Source organism: Sphingobium sp. YR768, from assembly GCF_900111125.1.
In the GTDB taxonomy this organism is placed as follows: Bacteria; Pseudomonadota; Alphaproteobacteria; order Sphingomonadales; family Sphingomonadaceae; genus Sphingobium.
Map to the genome: position 1 here is coordinate 259,014 of NZ_FOGE01000003.1, position 22,433 is coordinate 281,446.

A 22,433-nucleotide genomic window follows, 5' to 3' on the forward strand; every position below is an offset into this window, starting at 1 on the left:
TCATGGTGCTGCCATGATATCAGCGCATTTGGAAGCTAGAACCGGCCGCATGACAGTGCATGATCCCATAATTGCCGCCGCGCAAAAGGCGCGGGCGGCGATCCCTGACGACAACGCCATGCTGCGTGCCGCGGCCGAAATGTCGCGCGACTATGCGGTGGCCAATCCGCGCATCTACTGGCCCGACATGCTGGCATCCGCCCTGATCGGCTGGGGCGCGATGGCCGGTGCGATGCTGGTGAACGATGTGGCCGTGGCGGTCGCCTGCGCCTTTGTCGCGATGCTGGCGCTGTATCGCGCGGCGAGCTTCATCCATGAGCTGACCCATATCCGCAAGGGCGCGCTGCCCGGCTTCCGCTTTGGCTGGAACCTGATCGTAGGCATTCCGCTGATGATCCCGTCCTTCCTCTATGAAGGCGTGCATACCCAGCATCATGCCCGCACCCGTTATGGCACGGCGGAAGACCCGGAATATCTGCCGCTGGCGCTGATGAAGCCCTGGTCTTTGCCGCTGTTCATCCTCGTCGCGTCGTTGGCGCCGGTGGGGCTGATCCTGCGCTTTGGCGTGCTGACGCCGCTGTCGCTGCTGATCCCGCCGCTGCGGCGCAAGGTGGTCGCGGAATTGTCGGCGCTGTCGATCAATCCCGCCTATCGCCGCCGCACGCCCGAGGGCGAGTTCGCGCGCATGTGGCATTGGCAGGAAGCGGGTTCATGCCTGTTCGCTATGGCGCTGATGGGCAGCGTCTTCGCCTTCGGCTGGAAGCCGTTGCTCGTCTATATGGCGATCCATTCGGCCATGACCGTCATCAACCAGTTGCGCACGCTGGTCGCGCATCTGTGGGAGAATGAGGGCGATGCGATGACCGTGACGGCGCAATATCTGGACTCGGTCAATGTGCCGCCGCCGGGATATCTGCCTGCTTTGTGGGCGCCGGTGGGGCTGCGCTATCATGCGCTGCACCACCTGCTGCCCAGCGTCCCCTATCATGCGCTGGGCAAGGCCCATGCGCGACTGATGGCGACGCTGACGGCGGACTCGCCCTATCATAAGGGCAATTATCGCGGGATGATGCCGCTGGTCGGCAAGATCGCGCGGAGCACGATGGGCGCACGTTAAAGCATCGCGTGCAATATCTATTCGTTCGCCCTGAACCTGTTGAAGGGCTGTACTTCTTGAAAAGAGCAGGGCTTCGACAGGCTCTCCTGAGCGAAGTCGAAGGGCCGAACGGGTCTTATTTAAGGCGCGATGGTCTAATGGCAGCGGCGTGGGTCAATGCAACCTCGCGCAGCCCACCCCTTGATGGGAGTCACGTGCCTCCCATCAACCCCTCCCGCTTGCGGGAGGGGGAACACGAGTGCGAACTGAATCAGCCGACTGCACGCAATCGCATAATTTTTCCAGTTGCGGGTTGAAACGGGATTTCGGTCGCCCATATGGTGGCTGTTCCGGTCCCTTTCCCCTCCCCCTGACGAGGATCGGAACGCCCCTACGAAGGCCCCGCGCGACGTCCCTTGGTCGCCGGGGCCTTTAATTTGGCCTCTACTCCTCCGTTCGGAACAACACGGTTTCCCCGACCAGCAGGAACAGGAAGAAGGGCGCCCAGGCAGCCAGGATCGGCGGATAGGCGCCGAGGCTGCCCATCGCCAGCGAGAAGTTATCCGCGACGAAATAGGCGAAGCCCAGCGCCATGCCCATCACCGCGCGGATGAAAAGCTGGCCCGAACGCGCCAGGCCGAAGGCGGCGACCGATCCCAGAATCGGCATCAGCAGCGCGGAGAGTGGCCCGGAAATCTTGTGCCACAAGCTGCCTTCCAACTCCGCCGTCGGGCGACCGGCATCGCGCAGGTCGTTGATCGCGGACTGCAATTCGCTGAAGGTCAGTGCGTCGGCATCGACCTTTGCCAGGGTGAACTGGTCGGGGCGGATATCGCGGCCGAAGCGCACCGTGCCGACATCGCGCATCGTGCCGCGTGCGACGTCGAACTGGCGGGCATTTTCCAGCAACCAGCTTTTTGTCGCGGCATCATAATGGCCCTTGGGCGCCTGAACGATGGTGATCAGGCTGTTGTTGATGCGGTTGTAAATCTCGACCTTGCGCAGTTGCACGGCGGTTCCGCGCCCCGCGACGATCGCGACATTGACCAGATTATTGCCGTCCCGCACCCAGGGATTGGCCTTCACGCCGCTCTCGGCCGGGACCGGGCCATAATCCACCGCCTGCCAGGCGCTGAGCGCCGCCGTAGAACGCACGACGATCCGTTCGCTGAAGACGAAGCTGAGCGCGGAGACGCCCAATGCGGCGACGACGAGCGGCGCCAGAATCTGGTGCGCGGACAGGCCCGCCGCCTTCATCGAGATGATTTCGCTGTTCTGGTTCAGCGTCGCCAGCATGATCAGCGTACCGAGCAGGACCGAGAATGGCAGGAATGTGGCAGCAATCTGCGGCGCGCGCAGGCCGGCATAATGCCAGAGCTGCGCATCGCCATTGCCGGCATAGGCCAATATGTCGCCCGATTCGCCCAGCAGGTCGAGCGTCAGCAGGATCGCCACCAGCATCGCCAGCACGGCGAAGGTGCGGGTGAAGAACAGCTTCATCATGTAGAAGCTGATCTGGCGCGACGGGAAGAAGTGGAGATTCATGGGGTCAGGCCGCTCCTTCCGCGGGCGCGCGTCGCCGGCGCAGGCTAAGCAGGCGGACGACCTGCTTGCCGAGCTTGCCAAAGGCATATTCCAGCGCGCCGATCGGCTGGCCGCCGGGCCGGTGCGCGATCACATGATACATCCACAGCACCAGCGCGGAGGCGACCAGGAACGGTCCCCATAGCGCGAAGATCGGATCGATCTTGCCCAGCGCGCCGACGCTTTCGCCATATTGGTTGATCTTGTGATAGGTCACGATGAAGATGATCGAGAGGAAGACGCCCAGCGCCGATGTGGATCGCTTGGGCGGGATGGCGAAGGCCAGCGCCGCCAGCGGCAGCAGCAGCATGAAGACGACCTCCACCATGCGATAATGGAAATTGGCGCGCACTTCATCTTTCAGCTTCTGTGGCGTTTCGGCGTTGCGGCCGATCACCACCAGTTCGGGGATCGTTTTTTCCCGGTCGACGTCGCGCCCCCGGAAATTCTCGATCTGGGGCAGGTCGATCGGCAGGTCATGGCTGGAGAAGGACAGGATGCGCGGCGTCTTGTACTTGGGGCCATCATTCACCAGCACGCCGTCACGCAGGCGGAAGATGATGGTGTCGGGATCATCGGTCGCCAGAAAAGTGCCCTGCGCCGCCGTCACCGCGACCGACTGGCCGTTGCTGCTGTTGGCGCGGACGAAAATGCCCTGAAGATTGCGGCCTTCATCCCGGCTGCGTTCGATGCGCATGGTCATGCGCTTGCCCATGGTGGTGAACTCGCCGACCTTGATCGATGCCCCCAGCGCGCCCGAGCGCAGTTCGAAGCGCAGCGCCTCATAGGCATGGCGCGACAGCGGCTGAACGAAACCGACAATGCCGAAATTGATCAGCGCCAGCGCGATCGCATACATATAGGGGACGCGCAGCAACCGGCCATAGGACAGGCCCACCGCGCGCATCACGTCCAGTTCCGACGTCGTCGCCAGCTTGCGGAAGGCAAGCAGGATGCCCAGCATCAGGCCGATCGGGATCGCCAGTGACATATATTCGGGCAGCATATTGGCGAGCATGCGCCACACCACGCTGACCGGGCCGCCCTGTGCCGCGACAAAATCGAACAGGCTCAACATCTTGTCGAGCATGAACAGCATCGCGGCGATCACCAGCGTACCAATCATGGGCACGGCGATCAGGCGGGCGAGATAACGGTCGGTGGCGGTCAGCATTCTCTAAGTCGTCGTCCCATCACCATGATTTGGCCGCAAACCCATCCCATATGCGAGTCAGGTAAGCGGGGCGAACAGGGGCTCGCCAACCGGGTCATGCCGGTGGCTATAGCTTCCAGGAGTCTGATGGTCATGTTGAAAGTTGCACTGGGTCTGATGTCGGTAGTAGCGCTGGTCGCTTCTGTCCCGGCGATGGCCCATGGGCAGGAAATTGCCAATGATCTCGAACGCTGCGGCGCGAGTGCACGGGGACCGGCGGTGCTGGTCGATGTGCGCGGCTTCGTGGCGGCGACCGGCAAGGTCCGTATCCAGTCCTATCCCGCCACGAAATCCGCCTGGCTGACCAAGGGCGAATGGCTCAATCGAATCGAAACGACGGTCCGTCCGGCCAATGGCGGGATGCGCTTTTGCCTGCCCGTGCCGCAGGCCGGCGAATATGGCATCGCCGTGCGGCATGATCGCGACGGCAATGGCAAGACCGACATTTCCCGCGACGGCGGCGGATTTTCCAACAATCCGTCGATCAGCATCTTCAACCTGGGCAAGCCCGGCGTGGAGAAGGCGGCGTTCCATGCTGGCACCGGCGTGACGAAAATCACGATCAACCTCAAATATATGTGATCGGAAAAGATGGTCTGCGTCGCGCTCCTGTCCAACCCCAAGTCCACGGGCAACCGGCAGACCCTTCCGCGCGTGCGCAGCTATTGCGCCAGCAATCCGGACATCTTCCACTATGAGGTGGAGCAGGTCGACCAGATCGGCCGCGCATTCCAGACCATCGCCCGCGTCAACCCGGCCGTCATCGTCATCAATGGCGGTGACGGCACGGTGCAGGCGTCGCTGACCGAGCTGTATCAGGGCGAGCATTTCAAGGGCAGGGTGCCGCCGATCGCGGTGCTGCCCAATGGCAAGACCAACCTGATCGCCCTCGACCTTGGCATTCATGGCGACCCGATCAAGGCGCTGGAACGGATTGTCGAGATCGCCAAGGCCGGGGTTGCCGACCATGTCGTGGCGCGCGAACTGATCGCCCTGTCGGACGGCGCGGTCGGCAGCCGGCCGGTGCTGGGCATGTTTCTGGGCGGCGCGGGGCTGGCCGATTACATGCTCTATTGCCGCAACCAGATCTATCCGCTGGGCCTGTCCAATGGGCTGAGCCATGTGATCACCGCGATCGCGGTGATAGTCTCGCTGCTGTTCGGCATCCGCGCCAAATTCCTGCCACCGTCGAGCCGCCCGGTCAGCATATCGCTGATCCGCGAGGGGCAGTTGGTGGGACGTTTTGCCGTGCTGATCGTGACCACGCTGGAACGGTTGCTGCTGGGCGTGGACCCCGGCGACAGCCGGCGCGGTAATATGAAGCTGATGGCGGTGGACCAGAGCCTGCCCGCCTTGTTCCGCCTGATCTGGGCCAGCCTGTTCAAGCGGGTGGGCAAGCACAAGATGCAGGGCATCCATCTGGAACAGGGCGATGTCATCCGCATCGAGGGCGACCGCAGCAGCGTGATCCTGGACGGCGAATTGTTCGAAGCGTCGGAAGGCAAGCCGATCGTGCTGCGATCGACCGAGCCGGTGCCGTTTCTAAGGCTGGCGGCTTAGGGCTGGGTTTGGCGGCTGAGTTAGACTGACGACTTTCACGCTAGAGCATCGAGCCTTTAATAAGACCCGTTCGGCCCTTCGACTTCGCTCAGAAGAGCCTGTCGAAGCCCTGTTGTTTTCTTCAAGAAGTATGGCCCTTCGACAGGCTCAGGGCGAACGGATACAAAAGTGATCCCGATTTTGCCCACGATGCGCTAGCTCTGCTCACCTCAGAGACAGCCTTCTTCGCGATACAGGCCACGAACTGCTGTAACAGCGCCATCTCTGCCGACCCGCCAATATACACGCGCAACAATCCTGCATGGAAAGCTGCTTTCGAGGCGCTTGGCCCCATATTGTCCGTCCGCTTCAAACCACGTGGGCTCAAAACCCTCCTTTCGAAGATCGTTTATGAAAGTCCATGACGACGTGCCGATCGGAAAGCGGGCGCGGAGGCGTGTGTCAAATATCGTCGAAGCCGCCCGCCAATTTGATGGCAATTTAGCGGTAAGGCTTGAAGATGCTGGCGCAGTTGACCACCAAATCGCGATCCCCAATCCGACAGCGAGGCCCGCTATGAAAGCCGCTACGCTTTTTACTGTAGGTCCAAACCGCCGCATCACAGCCTGCCTTCCATAAATCGGTTGAATGAGGCTAAGTGGACTTCCGCTTTCGGACAAGATTTGGTCTGCGCACGCGGGCCGCTAATGATTCTAAGCCTATATTCCTCCATCGTCATGCCTGACTTGATTCGGCATCCCGCCTCTCAGAGGGCCGTCAGGAAGGAAGGGGGATCCCGGCTCAAGGCCGGGATGACGGTGCATGACGGGCGTTAGCGGGACTACCCTCCAAATGCCGGTGCCGCCAGTGCGCGGGCATGGTCGCGGATGCCGGAGGGCCAGTCCTGTGACAGGGATGTGAACAGTTGTTCGTCCTTTGCGAACAGGGCGCGGATCGCCGCTTCATAATTGGGGCGGTCGCCGGCCATGGCGGTCAGGAAATGATAGGCGGCATCCATCGCCGCGCGCGGGCTGGGCGTGGTGGCGCTGGTCTTTCGGGCGTCCTCGACAAGGCGGCGGAGCGTGGCCGATGCGCCGCCGGGCTGGGTGGCGAGCCAGTCCCAATGGCGCGGTAGCAGCGTCACTTCACGCGGCTGGACGCCGAGTTTGGGGCGGCCCCTGCCCCGTGCTTCTTCGATGGCGGGACCGCGCAGGTCGATATCCACCTGACGGCCCGTTGCATCGTCGAACAGCAGGATATTCTGGGCTTCGTCCCCCATCGCGCGCAGGGCTTCGCGCACTTCGCCTTCGTCGCCCGTGGCGATCCACAGCTCACCTGCGAAAGCCGTAAATGTTCGTTCCATGCCGAGTCTCCTTCGGCATGGGTTATTATTACCCGGATTTTATTGAGTCAATATAATCCGGGTAATAATGATTTCTGGCTATAGCCGTTCGTGATACGTCTGTTGCGCGTGTGCTTCGACAGGCTCAGCACGAACGGACGTTAGGGGACTGGCCTTTGATCAGAGGTCGCGCAATTCCACCCAGGTCGGGGCGTGGTCGCTGGCCTTTTCACGGCCGCGAAATTCTTTATCGACCTGGGCGTCGATCAGGCGATCGGCGGCGGCGGGGCTGAGGAGGAGATGATCGATGCGGAAGCCCGCGTCGCGCGGCCAGCTGTTCGCCTGATAGTCCCAGAAGGTCCAGACGCCGCCATTGGGATGGCGGCTGAGGATCGAGTCGGTCCAGCCGTCGGCCAGCAGGCGGCGATAGGCGGCCCGGCTTTCGGGCTGCATTAGCGCATCGTCCTGCATCGCCTTGACCGAGAAAGTGTCCACGTCGCGCGGGATGACATTATAGTCGCCGGCCAGGATCGCGGGGACTTCCTCCGCCCAGATTTCGGCGGCGCGTGTCCGAAGGCGCTTCATCCAGCGGAGTTTATAATCGAATTTGGGGCCGGGCTGCGGATTGCCGTTGGGCAGGTAGATGCTGGCGACGCGCACGCCCTTTACGTCTGCTTCCAGATAGCGGCTATGCTCGTCCTCCGGTTCGCCTTCCAGACCGCGGCGCACTTCGACCGGGGTTTCGCCGCGCGCGAGGATGGCGACGCCGTTGAACCCCTTTTGCCCGTGCCAGATCACGCCATAGCCGGCGGCCTCGATATCCTTGACCGGGAAGGTTTCGTCGCTGGTCTTGATTTCCTGAAGACAGGCAATGTCCGGGCGCGTTTCATCCAGCCATTCCAGCAGGCGCGGCAGGCGCGCCTTGATGCCGTTGATGTTGAAGGTGGCGATGCGCATGGGGCGGCCCAATCTCTTTTACGTTCGTGGATGCTGTCCATCCACCCAATAGGATCGCCCGCATAATATGAAACGTGCTCCGGCGAAAGCAGGAGCCTAGAGTCGAACGATGTGCCCCGCATTCTGGGCTCCTGCGTTCGCAGGAGCACGGCGTTCCGTTACACCGAGAAGCTGGTGCCGCAACCGCAGCCGGCGGTGGCGTTGGGGTTCGTGACCTTGAACGCCTGCCCACCGAGGTCAGAGACGAAATCGACGGCGGAGCCGCGGACCAGGTCGATGCTGACATCATCCACCACCAGAGTCACGCCGTCGCGTTCGACCGTGAGGTCTTCCGCCTCGATCGCTTCAGCCAGGCCGAACCGGTACTGGAAGCCGGAACAGCCGCCGCCCTCCACCGACAGGCGGAGAATCGCCGGCTTGCCCTGCTTGGCGGCGATGGCGGCCACGCGAGCGGCTGCGGAGGGGGTCAGGTCGATGTCGGACATGATGCCTAGATAGGATCAAGCAAAAGGCCCGGCAACCCATGGGGCGCCGGGCCTTTTGCAAATTCGGTCAAAAAGCGATCAGTCGACCGCCTTTTCCTCCGCCTTGGTCGGGCCGCCCATGGCGAGCGGCGGCTTGCCGTTCATCGCGACCAGATAATCGGGGCCGGCGACGAAGGGCAGCGGGTTGATGGCTGCGCCATCGACGCGGACTTCATAATGAAGGTGGCTGCCGGTGGAACGGCCGGTCGAACCCATCAGGCCGATGATCTGGCCGCGCTTCACATAGGAATTTTCGGCGACCAGCAGCTTCGACATATGGCCGTAGCGCGTTTCCATGCCGCTGCCATGCGAAATCTGGACGAGATTGCCGTAACCGCTGGCCCAGCCGGCGCGGCTGATGATGCCGTCTGCCGTGGCGTGGATCGGGGTGCCGATCGGGCCGGGAATGTCGATGCCCTTGTGCATGCGGGCGGAGCGGTTGAACGGGTCGGACCGAACGCCGAAGTTCGAGGTCAGCGAGAGCTTTTCGACCGGGCGGCCCGACGGGATATAGGCTGCGGTCTTGGCATTGCCGTCCAGTCGCTGGAGGCTGGAGAAAAGATTGGAGAAGCCGACGTCGGAGGGGCCAAGCGGGCTGGTGTTGATTTCCGACGCATCGCCATAGGGATCGTCGCTTTCGGTGGCGCTGGCGGGTGCCGCTGCACAGAGCGCGCCGACCATGGCCATGCTGGCTAACGCCATTTTAACCTTGATGCCCGTTTGGAACAAATGCGACCGACGAGCATTAACCGTATGAAGTACCGACATGCAGACCCCGACTATGTCACCGGAGACTTATGTCGCTCGGTGCTTCCCGTGTTATGTATATGGCGACCTAGATCGCCCCCGCTGAGTGCAGACTGCAAATTGCCGGTCATGTTGCAAGCGCGGCGTAGAAATCTTCCGTCAAACCGGCCTGTCGACGCGCTGAGTCGTTGAACGGCGGCTTAACGCTGCCGCGAAAATGGCGTTTCACCAGCATTTGATAGTGGTTAGCGGATTCGACGCCCAGTCGGTTCGTCGCCCAGCTAAACCATGTCGTCCCCGCTGACACGTGACGAATCTCGTCATGCATTATGCGTTGCAACATCTTAGCCGTGGTGCTGTCGCCCACGCTTTCGAACCGTTCGACCGTGGCGGGGGTGATGTCGAGCGCGCGCGCCTCCAGCACCATTGGGACGATGGCGAGGCGGGCGAGCGCATCACCGGCCGTTTCTTCCGCCGCCTGCCACAGGCCGTCATGCGCGGGCAGCGCGCCATAATGGCTGCCCATCTGCCGCAGCCGCCGGTCGAGCAGGGCGAAATGCATCGCCTCTTCCGCGCCGACCTGCATCCACTGGTCGGTGAAGGCGCGCGGAAATTCGCCGCCGAAACGGCCAATCAGATCGAAGGCCAGATCGATCGCGACAAATTCGATATGGGCGAGCGCATGGAGCATGGCGATGCGCGCGCGTTCGGAGCCGATCTTGCCGCGCCGGGGCATCTGGCCCGGCGGCAGCAGTTTTGGCGTGGCGGGGCGTGCGGGCCGATCCGGCATGGCCGTGTCGAACCGATGGGCGAGACGCCCAAGACGCCAGGCACGCGCGACGGCTCGCGCCGCCATCAGCTTGGCATAAGGATCGGGCGTCAACATCACGTAAGCGCAGGCCGCGCCCACGCTGTCGATCGAAACCGGAAGGGTCAAAGCGCCTGCACCGCCTCCAGCACTTCGGCGGCATGGCCCTTCACCTTCACCTTGGGCCAGACGCGCAGGATCGTGCCATCCGCGCCGGCCAGGAAGGTCGCCCGCTCTATCCCCATATATTTGCGGCCATAGAGCGACTTTTCGACCCAGGTGCCAAAGGCTTCGCAGGCATCGCCCGGCTCGTCCGACGCGAGGATGACGGTCAGGCCATATTTTTCGGCGAATTTCTTGAGCCTGGCCGGCTTGTCCTTCGAAATGCCGATCACCGGCGCCCCGGCGGCGGCATATTCGTCGGCCAGCGCGGTAAAATCCTTCGCTTCATTGGTGCAGCCGGGCGTATCCGCCTTGGGATAGAAATAGACGACCAGCGGTTTGCCGCGATAGCTTTCGAGCGTGAAGTCGACGCCATCGGCATCCTTGAGCGTGACGGCGGGCAGCACGCCCCCTTGTTCCAGCATCATCATTCCTCCTGATAGGGTGCGGCGAGCGCGGCCCAGGCCTGGCCGACGCATATCCGCGCCTGCGCATAGCTGGCAAGCAGTCCGTCCCAATCTTCGGCTCCGCAGGCGCGGGCTACCAGCGGGCGCGTGGCTTCGGGCGGCTCGGTGGATTTGGGCGAGACGAGACGCGAGACGACGAGATAGCGGGTGATGAGGTCATGCGCGGCGATCAGGTCGGCGGGCAAATGGCCGGCGGCGACCAGTTCACATAGCGCCTTGCCCAGATCGGGGTCGAAGGCCATGCCGTGGCGAAACTGGGTGATGTGGATCAGAAATTCCAGATCGACGAGCCCGCCGGGCACGAGCTTGACGTCGAGGTCGCTGGCGGGTGGCTTATGTTTGGCGATGTCGCCGCGCATCTTGACCGCCTGTCGCGCCAATGCATCGAAGTCGCGGGGGCGCTGGAGCGTTTCGGTCAGGATGGCGTCGATCGCCGCACGCGCCTGTGCCGAACCGAAGACCGGGCGGGCGCGGGTGAGCGCCAGATGCTCCCAGGTCCAGGCTTCCTCGCGCTGATATTTGGCGAAACTGTCGAGGCTGACCGCCAGCAGCCCCTGCGCGCCGGACGGACGCAGGCGGGTGTCGACTTCATAGAGCGGGCCGGATGCGGTGTGGACCGACAGGGCATTGGTGATCCGCTGGCCAAGGCGGTTGAAATATTGGGTGGCGCCCAGCGGCTTCGCCCCGTCGGATTCGGTAGAGAAGCTGCCGGTGAAGAGATAGACGAGATCGAGGTCGGAGGCGTGGGTCAGGACGCCACCACCCATGCGGCCGAGCGCCAATATGATCATCTCGCCGCCGGGCACCCTGCCATGGGCCGCTTCGAATTCGGCGACGGTGCCGCTGGCCAGCGCCTCGATCGCGGCCTGCGCGACGCGGCCATAGCCCCTGCCCGCCTCCAGCGGATCGCCGCCGCGAATAATCTGCGCGCCGATCGCGAAACGGCGGTCGCCCACGCGCTGGCGCACCCGGTCGAGCAGGGTCTGATAATCCTCGCCCGGCTCCAGCGCGCCGAATTGCTTCGCCAGTGTCTCGACCGAGGGCGGCGGATCGAAGGCGGTGGCGTCGATCAGCCCGTCGATCAGTTCCGCCCGGCGGCTGAGCGCATCGGCGAGCGTGGGCGCATGGCTGAGCAGTTCGGCGAGCAGTTCGACCAGCGCCGGGCGGGCAGCGAGCAGCTTGAAGAAGTTGATCGCGCTGGGCAGGCGGCCGATCATGTCGTCGAGGCGATTGAGCGCGCGCGAGGGATCGGGCGCCCTGGCCAGCGTGCGCATCAGGCCGGGTAGCAAAGCCTCCAGCGCTTCGCGGGATGGCGCGCTGCGCAGCGCGCGGATCGTTCCGCCGCGCCAGCGGGCGATGCGGGCGATCGGCGTGTCGGGATCGGCAAAGCCCAGGTCGACCAGTTGCTGCTTCAGCCGATCCTCATCATGGGAGAGCGAGGCATCCGCCTTCTCCGGGCTGAGGCGGTCATAATTGCGGCCGACCCAGTCGACATGGGGCCGCAGCAGATCGAGCAAAGCCGCGCTGTCGGGCAGGCCGTGGAGGCGCGCGACATTGTCCAGACTGTCGGGCGATTTGGGCAGTTCGTGGGTCTGGCGATCCTCGACCATCTGGAGCCGATGCTCGATGGTGCGGAAGAGGATATAGGCGGTGTCCAGCCGGGCAGCGACGTCCGCTTCGATGACGTTCGCCGCGGCCAGCGCCCGCAACGCCTCGCGCGTGTTGCCCGACCGCAGGGAGGGATCGCGGCCGCCATGGATGAGTTGGTGGACCTGCGCGAAAAATTCGACCTCGCGGATGCCGCCGCGCCCGCGCTTGAGGTCATAGCCCGGCCCAAATGCCTGCCCCTGCGCATAATGGTCGCGGATGCGGCGGGATATGTCGACGATCGCGTCGATCGCGCCGAAATCGAGGCTCCGCCGCCAGACGAAGGGGCGAATCTGGCGCATAAAATAGTCGCCCAGCGCGATATCGCCCGCCGCCGGGCGAGCGCGGATGAAGGCCGCCTGTTCCCAGCCCATGGCGGTCGATTCATAATAGCCGATCGCCGCCTCCACCGGCAGGGCGATCGGCGTGGCTTCGGGTGACGGGCGCAGGCGCAGGTCGACGCGGAAGACATAGCCGTCGCCGTCCCGCTGGGTCAGCAGTTCGCTCATGCGGCGGCCGATGCGGACGGCGGCATCGGCCACATCCTCCCGCTCATGATGCGGCAGGATCGTGGGATCATAGAGCAGGATCGGGTCGATATCGGACGAATAGTTCAGTTCACGACTGCCATGCTTGCCCAGCGCGAGGACGACGAAGCCCTTATGCTCGGCATCGGGGTAGCGCTCCTGCATCGCGGCGGCGAGCGCTTCCCCCAGCGCCTGATCGGCAAAGTCGGACAATGTCCGCGTCACCCGGTCCATATCCCAGGCCCCAGCCAGATCGGCGGCCGCGACGGCAAGGGCGATCGCCCCGCGCCGACGCCGCAGCGAGCGGGCAATACCATCCTCCGGCGTGCCAGCCGCCTGCGCCAACGCCAGCGCGCCATCGAAATCGGCTGCGGCCAGCCGTTCCGCCACAGCCGGAAAACGGTCCAGCGCCCGCGCCAGAAAGGGCGAATGCGCCCGGATTCGCGCTTGGGTTTCCGACCAGTCCGTCACATTTTCTCTCCTTGGCCCTGTCCCGGCGCCGCGGCGATATCGCGCGCGGCTGCGACGAATGCCAGAAACTTTTCGTGTCGACGACCGTTCTTGGGTCATGGAAATGCAGCGCAAAATATTCGGCCAAGGGGCCAGCGGAGGGGACGGCGGCAAAGGTCGCATGGTCACCGTCGCGCTGCCCACGCCCTATGAAGGGGTCGGCAATGCGCTGCGATCCACCTATGCGCCGGGACGGGATGCTCTGCCCGACGATATGGCCGCCCTGCTGGCGAAACTGGACCGGCGCTAGGGGTTAAGGGCTTTCTTTACCCCTTGGCTATAGGCTGCTGCGCCATCCCATTACGATAAAGCAGTCGCCCGCCATGATGTACCGCAATTTTGCCATCGCCATATTGCTCGCCGCGCCGATCATCGTAATGGGGGTGCAATCCTTCACGCCCAAAGTGCATCATGACGAACAGGCAGCAAACGCGGTTCCGCCGCCGCCACCGCCCCCTCCGGTCGTTGTCGCGCCACCGCCCAGCGAGCCTGTCGCCAGCTTCGCCCCGCCCGTGAGCGACGCCGGACAACCCAGCCTGACGCCAGGATCGGGACTGCCTGACACGTCCGTCGCGCCCATTGTCAATCCGACCCCGCCGACTTCGCCCGGCATGGCCCCGCCCGGCTCCCCGAACGCGGAACCCTAAGGGTCAGATCGCCCCCTTGAACGTATCGCATTGCGCCGGATCGCCGGTAGACAGCCCCTTGCGCAGCCATTCCATCCGCTGCGCGCTGGTGCCGTGGGTGAAGCTCTCCGGCACAGGACGACGTCCGGCGGCTTTCTGCAACGTATCGTCACCGATCGCTTCGGCTGCGCGCATGCCTTCTTCCAGATCGCCTTCTTCCATCAAATTGGTGTCGCGCGCCGCCCAGACGCCGGCATAGCAATCGGCCTGTAGCTCCATCTTCACCTGAAGCGCATTGCCGTCCGCTTCGCTCGCGCGCTGCTGCGCCTTGCGAATCTTGTCCGCCTCGCCGGTGATGGTCTGGATATGGTGGCCGACCTCATGCGCGATGATATAGCCGATCGGGAAATCGCCGGGTGCGTTGAAACGGGTTTCCATCTCGTTGAAAAAGTCGGTGTCGAGATAGATGCGCTGGTCGGCCGGGCAATAAAAAGGCCCCATCGCCGATTGCGCCGCGCCGCAGCCCGACTGGCCATTCTGGCTGTAGAAGACGAGGGTCGGCGGCGGATATTGCTGCCCTTCCGCCTTGAAGATGTCGGTCCAGCGCCGCTCGGTCGACCCCAGCACCTTGAGCGACGTGCGCTGTACATCGGTCAGTTCCTTCGTTGCGGGACGCTCGGTCCGCACGCTCGACGGCTGCCCGCCGCCGCCAATCAGGCTGAGCGGGTTCATGCCCATCACCACCATGATGATCAGCACCACCGCGATGCCGCCGCAGCCGAACCGGCTGCCGATCAGGGGCAGCAACATGCCAAGGCCACCGCCCAGGCCACCGCCAAAGCCGCCACCCCGGCCGTCCTGCACTTCGAAATGGCTGCTTTCCTGTTCGTCGTCGAGCCGCATCGCGCCCTCCCTTTCCTTGCCCCTTGCCTACGCCATTGCGGCGACACGGGAAACCACCCACGCGCAGGCGAGTTGCCCAGGATTGATGATTTGTTACGAGACATTAAGTTGGAATGCCGGTGCCAATGCCTATATTGCACTGCGACATGGCAGATATCGAACCCCAGCAAGCAGAGGCCCGCCGCCCGCGCCGTGCGCGGACGCCGCTCTCCCTTCCCCGTGAAATCGCATTGCTGCTTCAGGGCGGCGGTGCGCTCGGCTCCTTCCAGTCCGGCGTTTACGAGCGGCTGGACGAACTGGGGGTCGACGTCACCTGGGTCGCAGGCATTTCGATCGGCGCGGCCAATGCCGCGATCATCGCGGGCAATCCACCCCATCGGCGCCTGAGCCGCCTGAAGAAATTCTGGTACACGCTGTCGGGCGGCATGCCCAACATGATCCTGCCGGAAATCGACCATATCCGCGAAGCCGCGCATCTGGGTGCGGCCGCCACCGTGGCCGCCTTTGGCGTGCCGGGCATGTTCCGCCCGCGCCTGTGGCCAGCGACCCTGATGCCCGAAGGCAGCGCCGGGGCGATCAGCTTCTACGACACCGCCCCGCTCAAGGATACGCTGGACGCCTGTGTCGATTGGGATTTGCTGAATGACGGACCGGTCCGCCTGTCGGTGGGTGCGGTCGATGTCGAAACCGGCAATTTCGCCTATTGGGACACGCGCGGCCCCGGCGGCAACACCCGCATCGACGCGCGCCATATCATGGCGTCGGGCGCCCTGCCGCCCGGCCTGCCACCGATCGAGATCGATGGCCGCTGGTATTGGGACGGCGGCATCGTGTCCAACACGCCCTTATCGCATGTACTGGAACATCAGACCGAGGATATGCTGGTGTTCCAGGTCGACCTGTTCCCCGCCGAAGGGCCGATGCCGCGCCAGATGACCGACGTCTATTCGCGGATGAAGGACATTCAATATAGCAGCCGCACCCGGCAGGTGACCGACCAGTATCTGCGCCTGCGCCGCGAACATGGCGCGATCCAGTGCCTGCTCGACAAGCTGCCGCCCGAGTTGCAGGACAGCGCAGAGGCTCAGAAACTGCGCGAGATGCTCGATGGCGGATCGGTGAATATCGTCCACCTGATCTATCGTTCGCGCAACTGGGAAAGCGGCGCAAAGGATTTCGAATTCTCCCGGTCGACCATGCTCGACCATTGGAGCCAGGGCCGCGACGCGGTGGAGGAAGTGATGCACAAGGGCGACCTGATTGCCCGCAACATCCTCGACGGCAAGAGCGCGGCCTTCGACCTCGACGCACCGGATCATCTCAAGGAGAAGAAGGCATGAGCAAGTCGCTACAAGGCAAGACCGCCCTGATCACCGGATCGACATCGGGCATCGGGCTTGCCTATGCCAAGGCGCTGGCGGGTGAAGGCGCCAATGTCGTGATCAACGGCTTTGGCGACAAGGATGCGATCGAAAAGGAGCGGCTGGGTCTGGAGGCCCTGAGCGGCGCCAAGGCGCTCTATTCGGGCCATGATCTGACCAAGGTCGACCAGATCGAGGCGATGATGAGGGAAGCGGCCGATACATTTGGCGGCGTCGACATATTGATCAACAATGCCGGCATGCAGCATGTCGCCCCGGTCGAGGAATTTCCGCTCGACAAATGGGATCTGATCATCGCGCTGAACCTGAACGCGGCCTTCCACACCACCCGCCTTGCCATCCCCTATATGAAGGAAAAGAAATGGGGGCGGATCATCCAGACCGCATCGGCCCACTCGCTGGTCGCCTCCCCCTTCAAGGCCGCCTATGTGACGGCCAAGCATGGCCTTAACGGCTTTACCAAGACGGTGGCGCTGGAAGTCGCGACCTTTGGCATCACCGCCAACTGCATTTCGCCCGGCTATGTCTGGACCCCGCTGGTCGAAAACCAGATTCCCGACACGATGAAGGCGCGCGGCCTGACCCGCGAGCAGGTGATGAACGACGTGCTGCTGGCCGGCCAGCCGACCAAGCAGTTCGTGACGGCGGAGCAGGTGGCGGCGACGGCGCTATACCTGTGCAGCGATGCAGCGGCGCAGGTGACGGGCGCGAATCTGAGCATCGACGGGGGCTGGACCGCGCAGTAAAGCGCAGTTTCCTTCTATCAGCCTGGGCCGGAGACGCTGATCTTCGGCCAAGGGCAGAGGACAAGCTCTTGAGCTTGTCCTCAATATTCCATATCTTGTGGACAGGAAGGTATCTCCATGTCCAAATCGATGACATTGAATGTTCGCGTCAGCGGAACGCTCAGCGACTTCGTCGCCGCCAATGTCGGAGAATCCGGCAGCTATGAAAATGTCAGCGAATATGTCCGGGATTTGATCCGGCGCGACAAGGAACGGGTCGAAAGCGAGCATCTGGGGCGACTCAAGGCGGAACTGACTGTAGCCTTCGCAGCGCCCGAGAGCGATTATCAGTCGCTGGATGCGGACGCCGTCATCGCCCGCAACGCGCTAACCTGAACTTGTGACCAGCTATCGCGTACAGCAGATGGCTGGCCGTCGGATCGACGACATCTACCTCTATACGCGCGAAACATGGGGTCAGGATCAGGCAGAACTTTATATTCGTGGCCTCTTTCAGCGATTTGAGGATATTGCCGCGCGACGTGTCGCCTGGCGAGCCGTGCCGGCGGAACTCGACGTTCAGGGCTTCTATTGTCGCTATCAGCGCCATTATATTTACTGGCGGCTGTTGTCAGATGGCGCCGTGGGCATCGTGACGATCCTGCATGAGCGGATGCATCAGATGGATCATTTCCGGCAGGATGCGTCCAACTGATCCATGCGGAAAACTCGATCATGGCCCGCTGCGTAATCCCCCTTCCCGTCGGCGCGCCTCTCCGCTAGCCAGACGATCGTAAAATAAGGGGAATATCATGCGCTTGATCACCAGCCTCGCCACTCTGGCGCTGGCCCTGTCCGCCACCGCCGTTCAGGCGCAGGAGGATGGCAAGAAGAAGGACGATGGGGCGGAAAGCCCCGTCGCCGCTCCCAACGTCTCGGTCACCCATCATAAGGGCGTGTTCGGCGGCAAGGCGATCAGCTATACCGCGACCACCGGCGAAACCTACCTCAAGGACAAGGATGGCAAGCCGCTCGCGGCCATATACGCCACTTCCTACGTCAAGGATGGCGGGGACAAGACGCGGCCGATCACCTTCCTCTATAATGGCGGCCCCGGTTCCGGATCGCTGTGGCTGCATATGGGCGCCTTCGGCCCCAAGCGCGTGGTGCTGCCCGATGCGAAGGATGATGGCGCGCCGCCCTATCCGGTCGTGGACAATGCGGAATCGCTGCTGGACGTTACCGATCTGGTCTTCATCGATCCGGTCGGCACCGGCTTTTCCCATGCCATCGGCAAAAAGGACCCCAAGGATTATTGGGGCGTATCCGCCGACGCAAAATCGATATCGGACTATATCCGCCTGTGGCTGAACGAGAATGGCCGCTGGTCCTCGCCCAAATATATTGGCGGCGAAAGCTATGGCACCACCCGGTCGGTGGCGCTGATCAACGAACTGGAAGGCACCTATAACGACGTCGCGGTCAACGGGATCATCCTGATCTCGACCATCCTCGACTTCGGCGCCACGGCCGAGGTGCAGGGCAATGAAATGCCCTATATCATCAACCTGCCGTCGATGGCGACGACCGCCTGGTATCATAGGAAGATGGGCAATCCGCCCGCGACCGTGGCGGAGGCCGCACAGCAGGCCCGCGCCTTCGCCATCGGCCCCTATGCTGCCGCGCTGCTGAAGGGCAATGCCCTGTCCGCCGAGGAACGGGCGAGCGTGCGCGCCGAACTGGCCCGTCTGACGGGGCTATCGGAGCAGTTTGTCGACCATGCCGAACTGCGCATTTCGCCCGGCCGCTTCTACAAGGAATTGCTGCGCGACAAGGGCATGAGCATCGGCCGGCTCGACACGCGCTATACCGGCAAGGATTATGACGCCGCGGGCGAGGAGCCGGACAATGATCCCAGCTTCTACGCGATCGACGGCGCCTATACCGCCGCGATGAACAGCTATGTGCGCGATGAACTCAAGTACAAGACCGACCGCTCCTATGTGACGATCGGCGGGGTCAGCGGATGGGACTGGAAGCTGGATGGCAAGAGTGGCCGGGCGAGCGAAGTCTATGGCAGCGTGGCCCCCTATCTGGGCAAGGCGCTGCGCGAGAATAGCGGCCTCAAGGTCTTTGTCGGCCAGGGCTGGTATGATTTCGCGACGCCCTTCTTCGGCGCGGAATATGCGATGAGCCGCACCGGCTTCGATGCGTCGCGTATCCAATATCATTATTATGACGCCGGCCACATGATGTATGTCCGCCCCGACGATCTGCACAAGTTGAGTGCGGACATCCGGGCGTTCATTTCGGCGCGTTGATAATAGTTGATAAAAGCCCTAGGGTCGGCGCTGGAGATTAGAGATATGATCAGCGCCGATCTGGGCAAGCAACTGGAAGCCTTTGTGGCCGGGTTGGTGGAAACCGGCCGCTATAACAGCAAGAGCGAAGTGCTGCGCGAAGGCGTGCGCCTGATTCAGGAGCGAGAGACGCGACTGGCAGCGCTGGACGCATCGATCATGCGCGGGATGGCCGATGTCGATGCGGGTCGTACCAAAGATGCCGCCTCTGTCTTCGACCGGCTGGAAAGCAAATATCGCGCCCTGTCCGACAGCGCGGAATGAAGGTCGAACTGACCGCCGAAGCCGAGCGCGATCTGGAAGCGATTGCGGACCATATCGCGGTCGACAACCCGGCCCGCGCGATCGGATTCATTCTGGAACTCAAGGACAAATGCCTTGGCCTGGCCGACTATCCCAGAGCCTTCCCGGTCGTCGATCTTTATGCCCATCTGGATATTCGGCGGCGGGTACATGGGCGATATCTGATCTTTTACCGGGTTGAAGCACAACGGGTAGTCGTGCTGCATATCCTCCATGGGGCCAGCGATTATCTCGACTGGCTCGACCACGATTGAGCAATGCCAATCGCGTAACAATCCCCCTTCCCCGGCCATAAAATCCCCTTATGCTTCGGATCAGCAAGGGAGATTCATGAATATGCGCCACGCGCTCACGGCCGTTCTGGCCGCCGTCAGCCTATCGTCCATCGCCAGCGCCCAAACTGCGCCTGAGACCACGGCTCCAACTCCGCCCGCTGCCCCGGCGCAGAGCGAAATCGGGGCGGCGGTGGCCAAGGATATGGACGGGCTGATGACGCTCTATCGCGATCTGCACGCCAATCCCGAACTGTCGTTGCAGGAAGTGAACACTGCCGCGAAGCTCGCCAAGCGGCTGAAGGCGCTGAAGTTCGACGTGACCGAGAAGGTCGGCGGCACCGGCGTCGTCGCGGTCATGACCAACGGGTCCGGTCCGACGCTGCTGATCCGCGCGGATATGGACGGGTTGCCGGTGGTCGAGCAGACCGGCCTCGACTTCGCGTCGAAGGTCCGCACCAAGACGCCCGAGGGCGTGGAGACAGGCGTAATGCACGCCTGCGGCCATGACACGCACATGACCGCCTTCATCGAGACGGCCAAGCTGATGGCAGCGCGCAAGAAGGACTGGAAGGGAACGCTGGTGATGATCCTCCAGCCTGCCGAGGAAGTGGGCAAGGGCGCCCGCAACATGCTGGAGGACGGGCTATACACCCGCTTCCCGCGGCCGACCCACGCCATCGCCTTCCACGATGCCGCCAATCTGGAGGCGGGCGTGGTCGGTTATACGCCCGGCTATGCGCTGGCGAACGTCGACAGCGTCGATATTTTGGTGAAGGGACTGGGCGGCCATGGCGCCTATCCGCAGACGACCAAAGACCCGATCGTGCTGGGCGCCCGGATCGTCACCACGCTACAGACGCTGATCAGCCGGGAACAAGAACCGCAGGACCCCGCCGTCGTTACGGTCGGCAGTTTCCAGGCCGGGGCCAAGCATAATATCATCCCCGATCAGGCGAAGCTGTTGCTGACGGTGCGCAGCTATTCCGACGAGACGCGCGCCAAGCTGATCGAGGGGATCAAGCGCGTGTCGCGGGGCGAGGCGATCGCGGCCGGGGTGCCGGACGACAAGATGCCGGTAGTGACGGTGCAGGATGAATTCACCCCCTCCACCTATAACCCGCCCGAATTTGCCGAGCAGATGGCCGGATTGCTGAAGGGGCATTTCCCCGACGGTCGGGTGATCAAGACTCCGGCGGTGATGGGCGGCGAGGATTTCGGTCGCTTCTATCGCGCGGACAAGTCGATCAAGAGCTTCATCTTCTGGGTGGGCGGCGTGCCGGCGGACAAGATGGCGGCATCGGCCAGCGGTCAGGTGACGCTGCCATCGCTGCACAGCCCCTTCTGGGCGCCGCAGGCCGATAAGGTGATCGCCACCGCCAGCGAGGCGATGACCGTGCTGGCGCTGGACATATTGAAAAAGGACTGAGGTTCGCGACGCGCCTGAGCGGGGGCCGCACGGCTTTCGCTCAGGCGGTTCGGCGGTCCAGCATGGCGACATAGGCGCGGATCAGCGCCAGCGCCGTCAGCGCCACGCCCACGCCCAGGATCATGTCGATCAGATAATGGGTGCCCTCGACCGGGGTGGACAGCAGCATCGCGGCGTTCAGGGCGACGATCGGCCAGCGCAGCGCCGCCATATGCCAGCCCGCGACGATGTAGAGCATAGCAGCGGCGGTGTGAAAGCTGGGCGCCGACACGATGCCGCGCAACTGGCCCAGATCCACGATATGAACGCTATGCGCGCGCAGCGCCGGGATCAGGCCGGATTGCCACAATTCGCTTTCGGGCATGTAGCGGATCGGTTCGTGCCACAGATAGGAAAAGGGGCCGACCGCCGGCATCAGGCTGAACAGGATCAGCGTGATCACCGCCGCCAGCCAGAAACTGGCCATGAAGCGCCAGGCGCGGTCATAATGGCCGGCGCGCGCGAAATTCCAGAGCAGCAGTGCGGGCGTGACATAGATGCTCCGATAGGCGACCGTTCCGGCGAACTGGAGCGTGGGGGAATCCGCCGCCAACCGATACCAGGCCAGCCAGTCGAACCCCAGCGCCTCGTCGATCCGTTGCAGTAGCGGGTCGGCATAGCCATGGGTCAGGGCCGCCACCGGATAGCTGGCCGCCGCGCCCATCAGCGAGATGAGCATGAACAAGCCGACATAGAGGCTGAAATGCGCGACGGGCAGCGCATGGCGCCAGCGCGTGCGGGGCAATCCGAAACGCAGCGCCGCCGCCGCCATGAACACCGCATAAAAGGGGCGGTTGCTTGGCAGGAACGGATCGATCCGCAACTGCGCGGCATGCATCAGCGCCGCAAGCAGCAACATGCTGAAGCCCAGCGCGATCAGGAAATGCCGCCCTATGGTGGACTGCGCGCTTCCCACGGACGGCCTGCCGATCGGCATCGCCGCTGCTGTGGCCAGACCTGCCGCATCGGGCATGGACCAGGAATGCTGCATCGAAGGCATCGCATTATGTCCGGGCGTGGGATGGGAAAGGCGGAAGCAAACACCTGCCCATCGGCTATCCTCGCTTAAGACGGGATGAACCGAATGACGGACAGGATGAACGCCCCCGCCTTTGCTGATGTCATCCTGTCCGTGCAACCGGAAACACACCCTGTGCGATAATGTCGCGCCTCTCATTCGATCCTGCCGAAAAGTCGGCGCGTGAGGTTCTCGACAGGCTCGAACCGAGCGGAGGTAGTGCGAATTCACGTCCCCCAACCATGGCTATCAC

Annotated in this window: 24 protein-coding genes; 13 read left to right on the forward strand and 11 right to left on the reverse strand. The window is 63.2% G+C overall.

Annotated elements, in window-relative coordinates:
- Nucleotides 1-49 precede the first annotated feature (49 nt).
- Nucleotides 50-1,117, forward strand: coding sequence for a fatty acid desaturase family protein (locus BMX92_RS05830; RefSeq protein ID WP_093013310.1), 1,068 nt, complete (start codon nt 50-52; stop codon nt 1,115-1,117).
- Nucleotides 1,118-1,540: 423 nt separating this feature from the next.
- On the opposite strand, the gene lptG is transcribed toward BMX92_RS05830, so the two are convergent.
- Entirely contained in the window at nt 1,541-2,641 is a 1,101-nt protein-coding gene (lptG, locus tag BMX92_RS05835) for an LPS export ABC transporter permease LptG (protein ID WP_093013313.1), read from the reverse strand.
- 4 nt (nt 2,642-2,645) lie between these two features.
- Nucleotides 2,646-3,854 carry an LPS export ABC transporter permease LptF gene (gene lptF, locus BMX92_RS05840; RefSeq protein WP_093013316.1) on the reverse strand — a complete coding sequence of 403 codons (1,209 nt, stop codon included), beginning with the start codon at nt 3,852-3,854 and terminating at the stop codon, nt 2,646-2,648.
- A 126-nt stretch (nt 3,855-3,980) separates the two neighbouring features.
- On the opposite strand from lptF, the gene BMX92_RS05845 reads away from it, so the two are divergent.
- Together BMX92_RS05845 and BMX92_RS05850 are read left to right on the forward strand one after the other, a co-directional pair.
- Complete coding sequence (locus BMX92_RS05845; RefSeq protein WP_093013319.1) at nt 3,981-4,475, forward strand: DUF2141 domain-containing protein; 495 nt, start codon at nt 3,981-3,983, stop codon at nt 4,473-4,475.
- Nucleotides 4,476-4,484: 9 nt separating this feature from the next.
- Nucleotides 4,485-5,453, forward strand: coding sequence for a diacylglycerol/lipid kinase family protein (locus BMX92_RS05850; protein WP_093013322.1), 969 nt, complete (start codon nt 4,485-4,487; stop codon nt 5,451-5,453).
- Nucleotides 5,454-6,273: 820 nt separating this feature from the next.
- On the opposite strand, the gene BMX92_RS05855 is transcribed toward BMX92_RS05850, so the two are convergent.
- From BMX92_RS05855 to BMX92_RS05885, 7 genes are all read right to left on the reverse strand, one after another.
- Nucleotides 6,274-6,795, reverse strand: a complete 522-nt coding sequence (locus BMX92_RS05855) for a DUF2239 family protein (protein ID WP_093013326.1) — start codon at nt 6,793-6,795, stop codon at nt 6,274-6,276.
- A gap of 159 nt (nt 6,796-6,954) precedes the next feature.
- Nucleotides 6,955-7,731, reverse strand: coding sequence for an exodeoxyribonuclease III (gene xth / locus BMX92_RS05860; RefSeq protein WP_093013330.1), 777 nt, complete (start codon nt 7,729-7,731; stop codon nt 6,955-6,957).
- 158 nt (nt 7,732-7,889) lie between these two features.
- A complete protein-coding gene (gene erpA, locus BMX92_RS05865) occupies nt 7,890-8,216 on the reverse strand; it encodes an iron-sulfur cluster insertion protein ErpA (RefSeq protein ID WP_093013334.1) in 327 nt (108 codons plus the stop codon).
- A gap of 78 nt (nt 8,217-8,294) precedes the next feature.
- Nucleotides 8,295-9,023 (reverse strand): M23 family metallopeptidase, encoded by a 729-nt coding sequence (locus BMX92_RS05870; RefSeq protein ID WP_177184944.1) that lies wholly within the window; start codon nt 9,021-9,023, stop codon nt 8,295-8,297.
- A 106-nt stretch (nt 9,024-9,129) separates the two neighbouring features.
- The gene (locus BMX92_RS05875) at nt 9,130-9,939 is read right to left on the reverse strand and encodes a ferritin-like domain-containing protein (RefSeq protein ID WP_093013340.1); all 810 of its coding nucleotides are present in this window, start codon (nt 9,937-9,939) and stop codon (nt 9,130-9,132) included.
- A complete protein-coding gene (locus BMX92_RS05880; RefSeq protein WP_093013958.1) occupies nt 9,936-10,397 on the reverse strand; it encodes a peroxiredoxin in 462 nt (153 codons plus the stop codon). The genes BMX92_RS05875 and BMX92_RS05880 overlap by 4 nt, the downstream gene beginning before the upstream one ends.
- A gap of 2 nt (nt 10,398-10,399) precedes the next feature.
- On the reverse strand, nt 10,400-13,084 hold the full coding sequence (locus BMX92_RS05885) for a bifunctional [glutamine synthetase] adenylyltransferase/[glutamine synthetase]-adenylyl-L-tyrosine phosphorylase (protein ID WP_093013343.1): 2,685 nt from the start codon (nt 13,082-13,084) through the stop codon (nt 10,400-10,402).
- Nucleotides 13,085-13,181: 97 nt separating this feature from the next.
- On the opposite strand from BMX92_RS05885, the gene BMX92_RS05890 reads away from it, so the two are divergent.
- Nucleotides 13,182-13,373, forward strand: a complete 192-nt coding sequence (locus BMX92_RS05890; protein ID WP_093013346.1) for a hypothetical protein — start codon at nt 13,182-13,184, stop codon at nt 13,371-13,373.
- 73 nt (nt 13,374-13,446) lie between these two features.
- Entirely contained in the window at nt 13,447-13,770 is a 324-nt protein-coding gene (locus BMX92_RS05895; protein WP_093013349.1) for a hypothetical protein, read from the forward strand.
- Nucleotides 13,771-13,773: 3 nt separating this feature from the next.
- Here BMX92_RS05895 and BMX92_RS05900 read toward each other — a convergent pair whose 3' ends face one another.
- Nucleotides 13,774-14,652, reverse strand: a complete 879-nt coding sequence (locus tag BMX92_RS05900; protein ID WP_093013353.1) for a KPN_02809 family neutral zinc metallopeptidase — start codon at nt 14,650-14,652, stop codon at nt 13,774-13,776.
- A gap of 146 nt (nt 14,653-14,798) precedes the next feature.
- On the opposite strand from BMX92_RS05900, the gene BMX92_RS05905 reads away from it, so the two are divergent.
- From BMX92_RS05905 to BMX92_RS05940, 8 genes are all read left to right on the forward strand, one after another.
- The gene (locus BMX92_RS05905; RefSeq protein WP_093013356.1) at nt 14,799-15,992 is read left to right on the forward strand and encodes a DUF3734 domain-containing protein; all 1,194 of its coding nucleotides are present in this window, start codon (nt 14,799-14,801) and stop codon (nt 15,990-15,992) included.
- Nucleotides 15,989-16,780, forward strand: a complete 792-nt coding sequence (locus tag BMX92_RS05910; RefSeq protein ID WP_093013359.1) for a 3-hydroxybutyrate dehydrogenase — start codon at nt 15,989-15,991, stop codon at nt 16,778-16,780. Before BMX92_RS05905 ends, BMX92_RS05910 begins: the two co-directional genes overlap by 4 nt.
- A 117-nt stretch (nt 16,781-16,897) precedes the next feature.
- Nucleotides 16,898-17,155, forward strand: coding sequence for a ribbon-helix-helix domain-containing protein (locus BMX92_RS05915; RefSeq protein ID WP_093013363.1), 258 nt, complete (start codon nt 16,898-16,900; stop codon nt 17,153-17,155).
- A gap of 4 nt (nt 17,156-17,159) precedes the next feature.
- A complete protein-coding gene (locus BMX92_RS05920; protein WP_093013366.1) occupies nt 17,160-17,474 on the forward strand; it encodes a type II toxin-antitoxin system RelE/ParE family toxin in 315 nt (104 codons plus the stop codon).
- 97 nt (nt 17,475-17,571) lie between these two features.
- Entirely contained in the window at nt 17,572-19,080 is a 1,509-nt protein-coding gene (locus tag BMX92_RS05925; protein WP_093013369.1) for a S10 family peptidase, read from the forward strand.
- Nucleotides 19,081-19,125: 45 nt separating this feature from the next.
- Nucleotides 19,126-19,383 (forward strand): type II toxin-antitoxin system ParD family antitoxin, encoded by a 258-nt coding sequence (locus tag BMX92_RS05930; protein ID WP_093013372.1) that lies wholly within the window; start codon nt 19,126-19,128, stop codon nt 19,381-19,383.
- On the forward strand, nt 19,380-19,676 hold the full coding sequence (locus BMX92_RS05935; RefSeq protein ID WP_093013374.1) for a type II toxin-antitoxin system RelE/ParE family toxin: 297 nt from the start codon (nt 19,380-19,382) through the stop codon (nt 19,674-19,676). The genes BMX92_RS05930 and BMX92_RS05935 overlap by 4 nt, the downstream gene beginning before the upstream one ends.
- A gap of 82 nt (nt 19,677-19,758) precedes the next feature.
- Entirely contained in the window at nt 19,759-21,123 is a 1,365-nt protein-coding gene (locus BMX92_RS05940) for an amidohydrolase (protein WP_093013961.1), read from the forward strand.
- A gap of 40 nt (nt 21,124-21,163) precedes the next feature.
- Here BMX92_RS05940 and BMX92_RS05945 read toward each other — a convergent pair whose 3' ends face one another.
- Nucleotides 21,164-22,162, reverse strand: coding sequence for a phosphatase PAP2 family protein (locus tag BMX92_RS05945; RefSeq protein ID WP_093013377.1), 999 nt, complete (start codon nt 22,160-22,162; stop codon nt 21,164-21,166).
- Between the last annotated feature and the right edge of the window lie 271 nt (nt 22,163-22,433).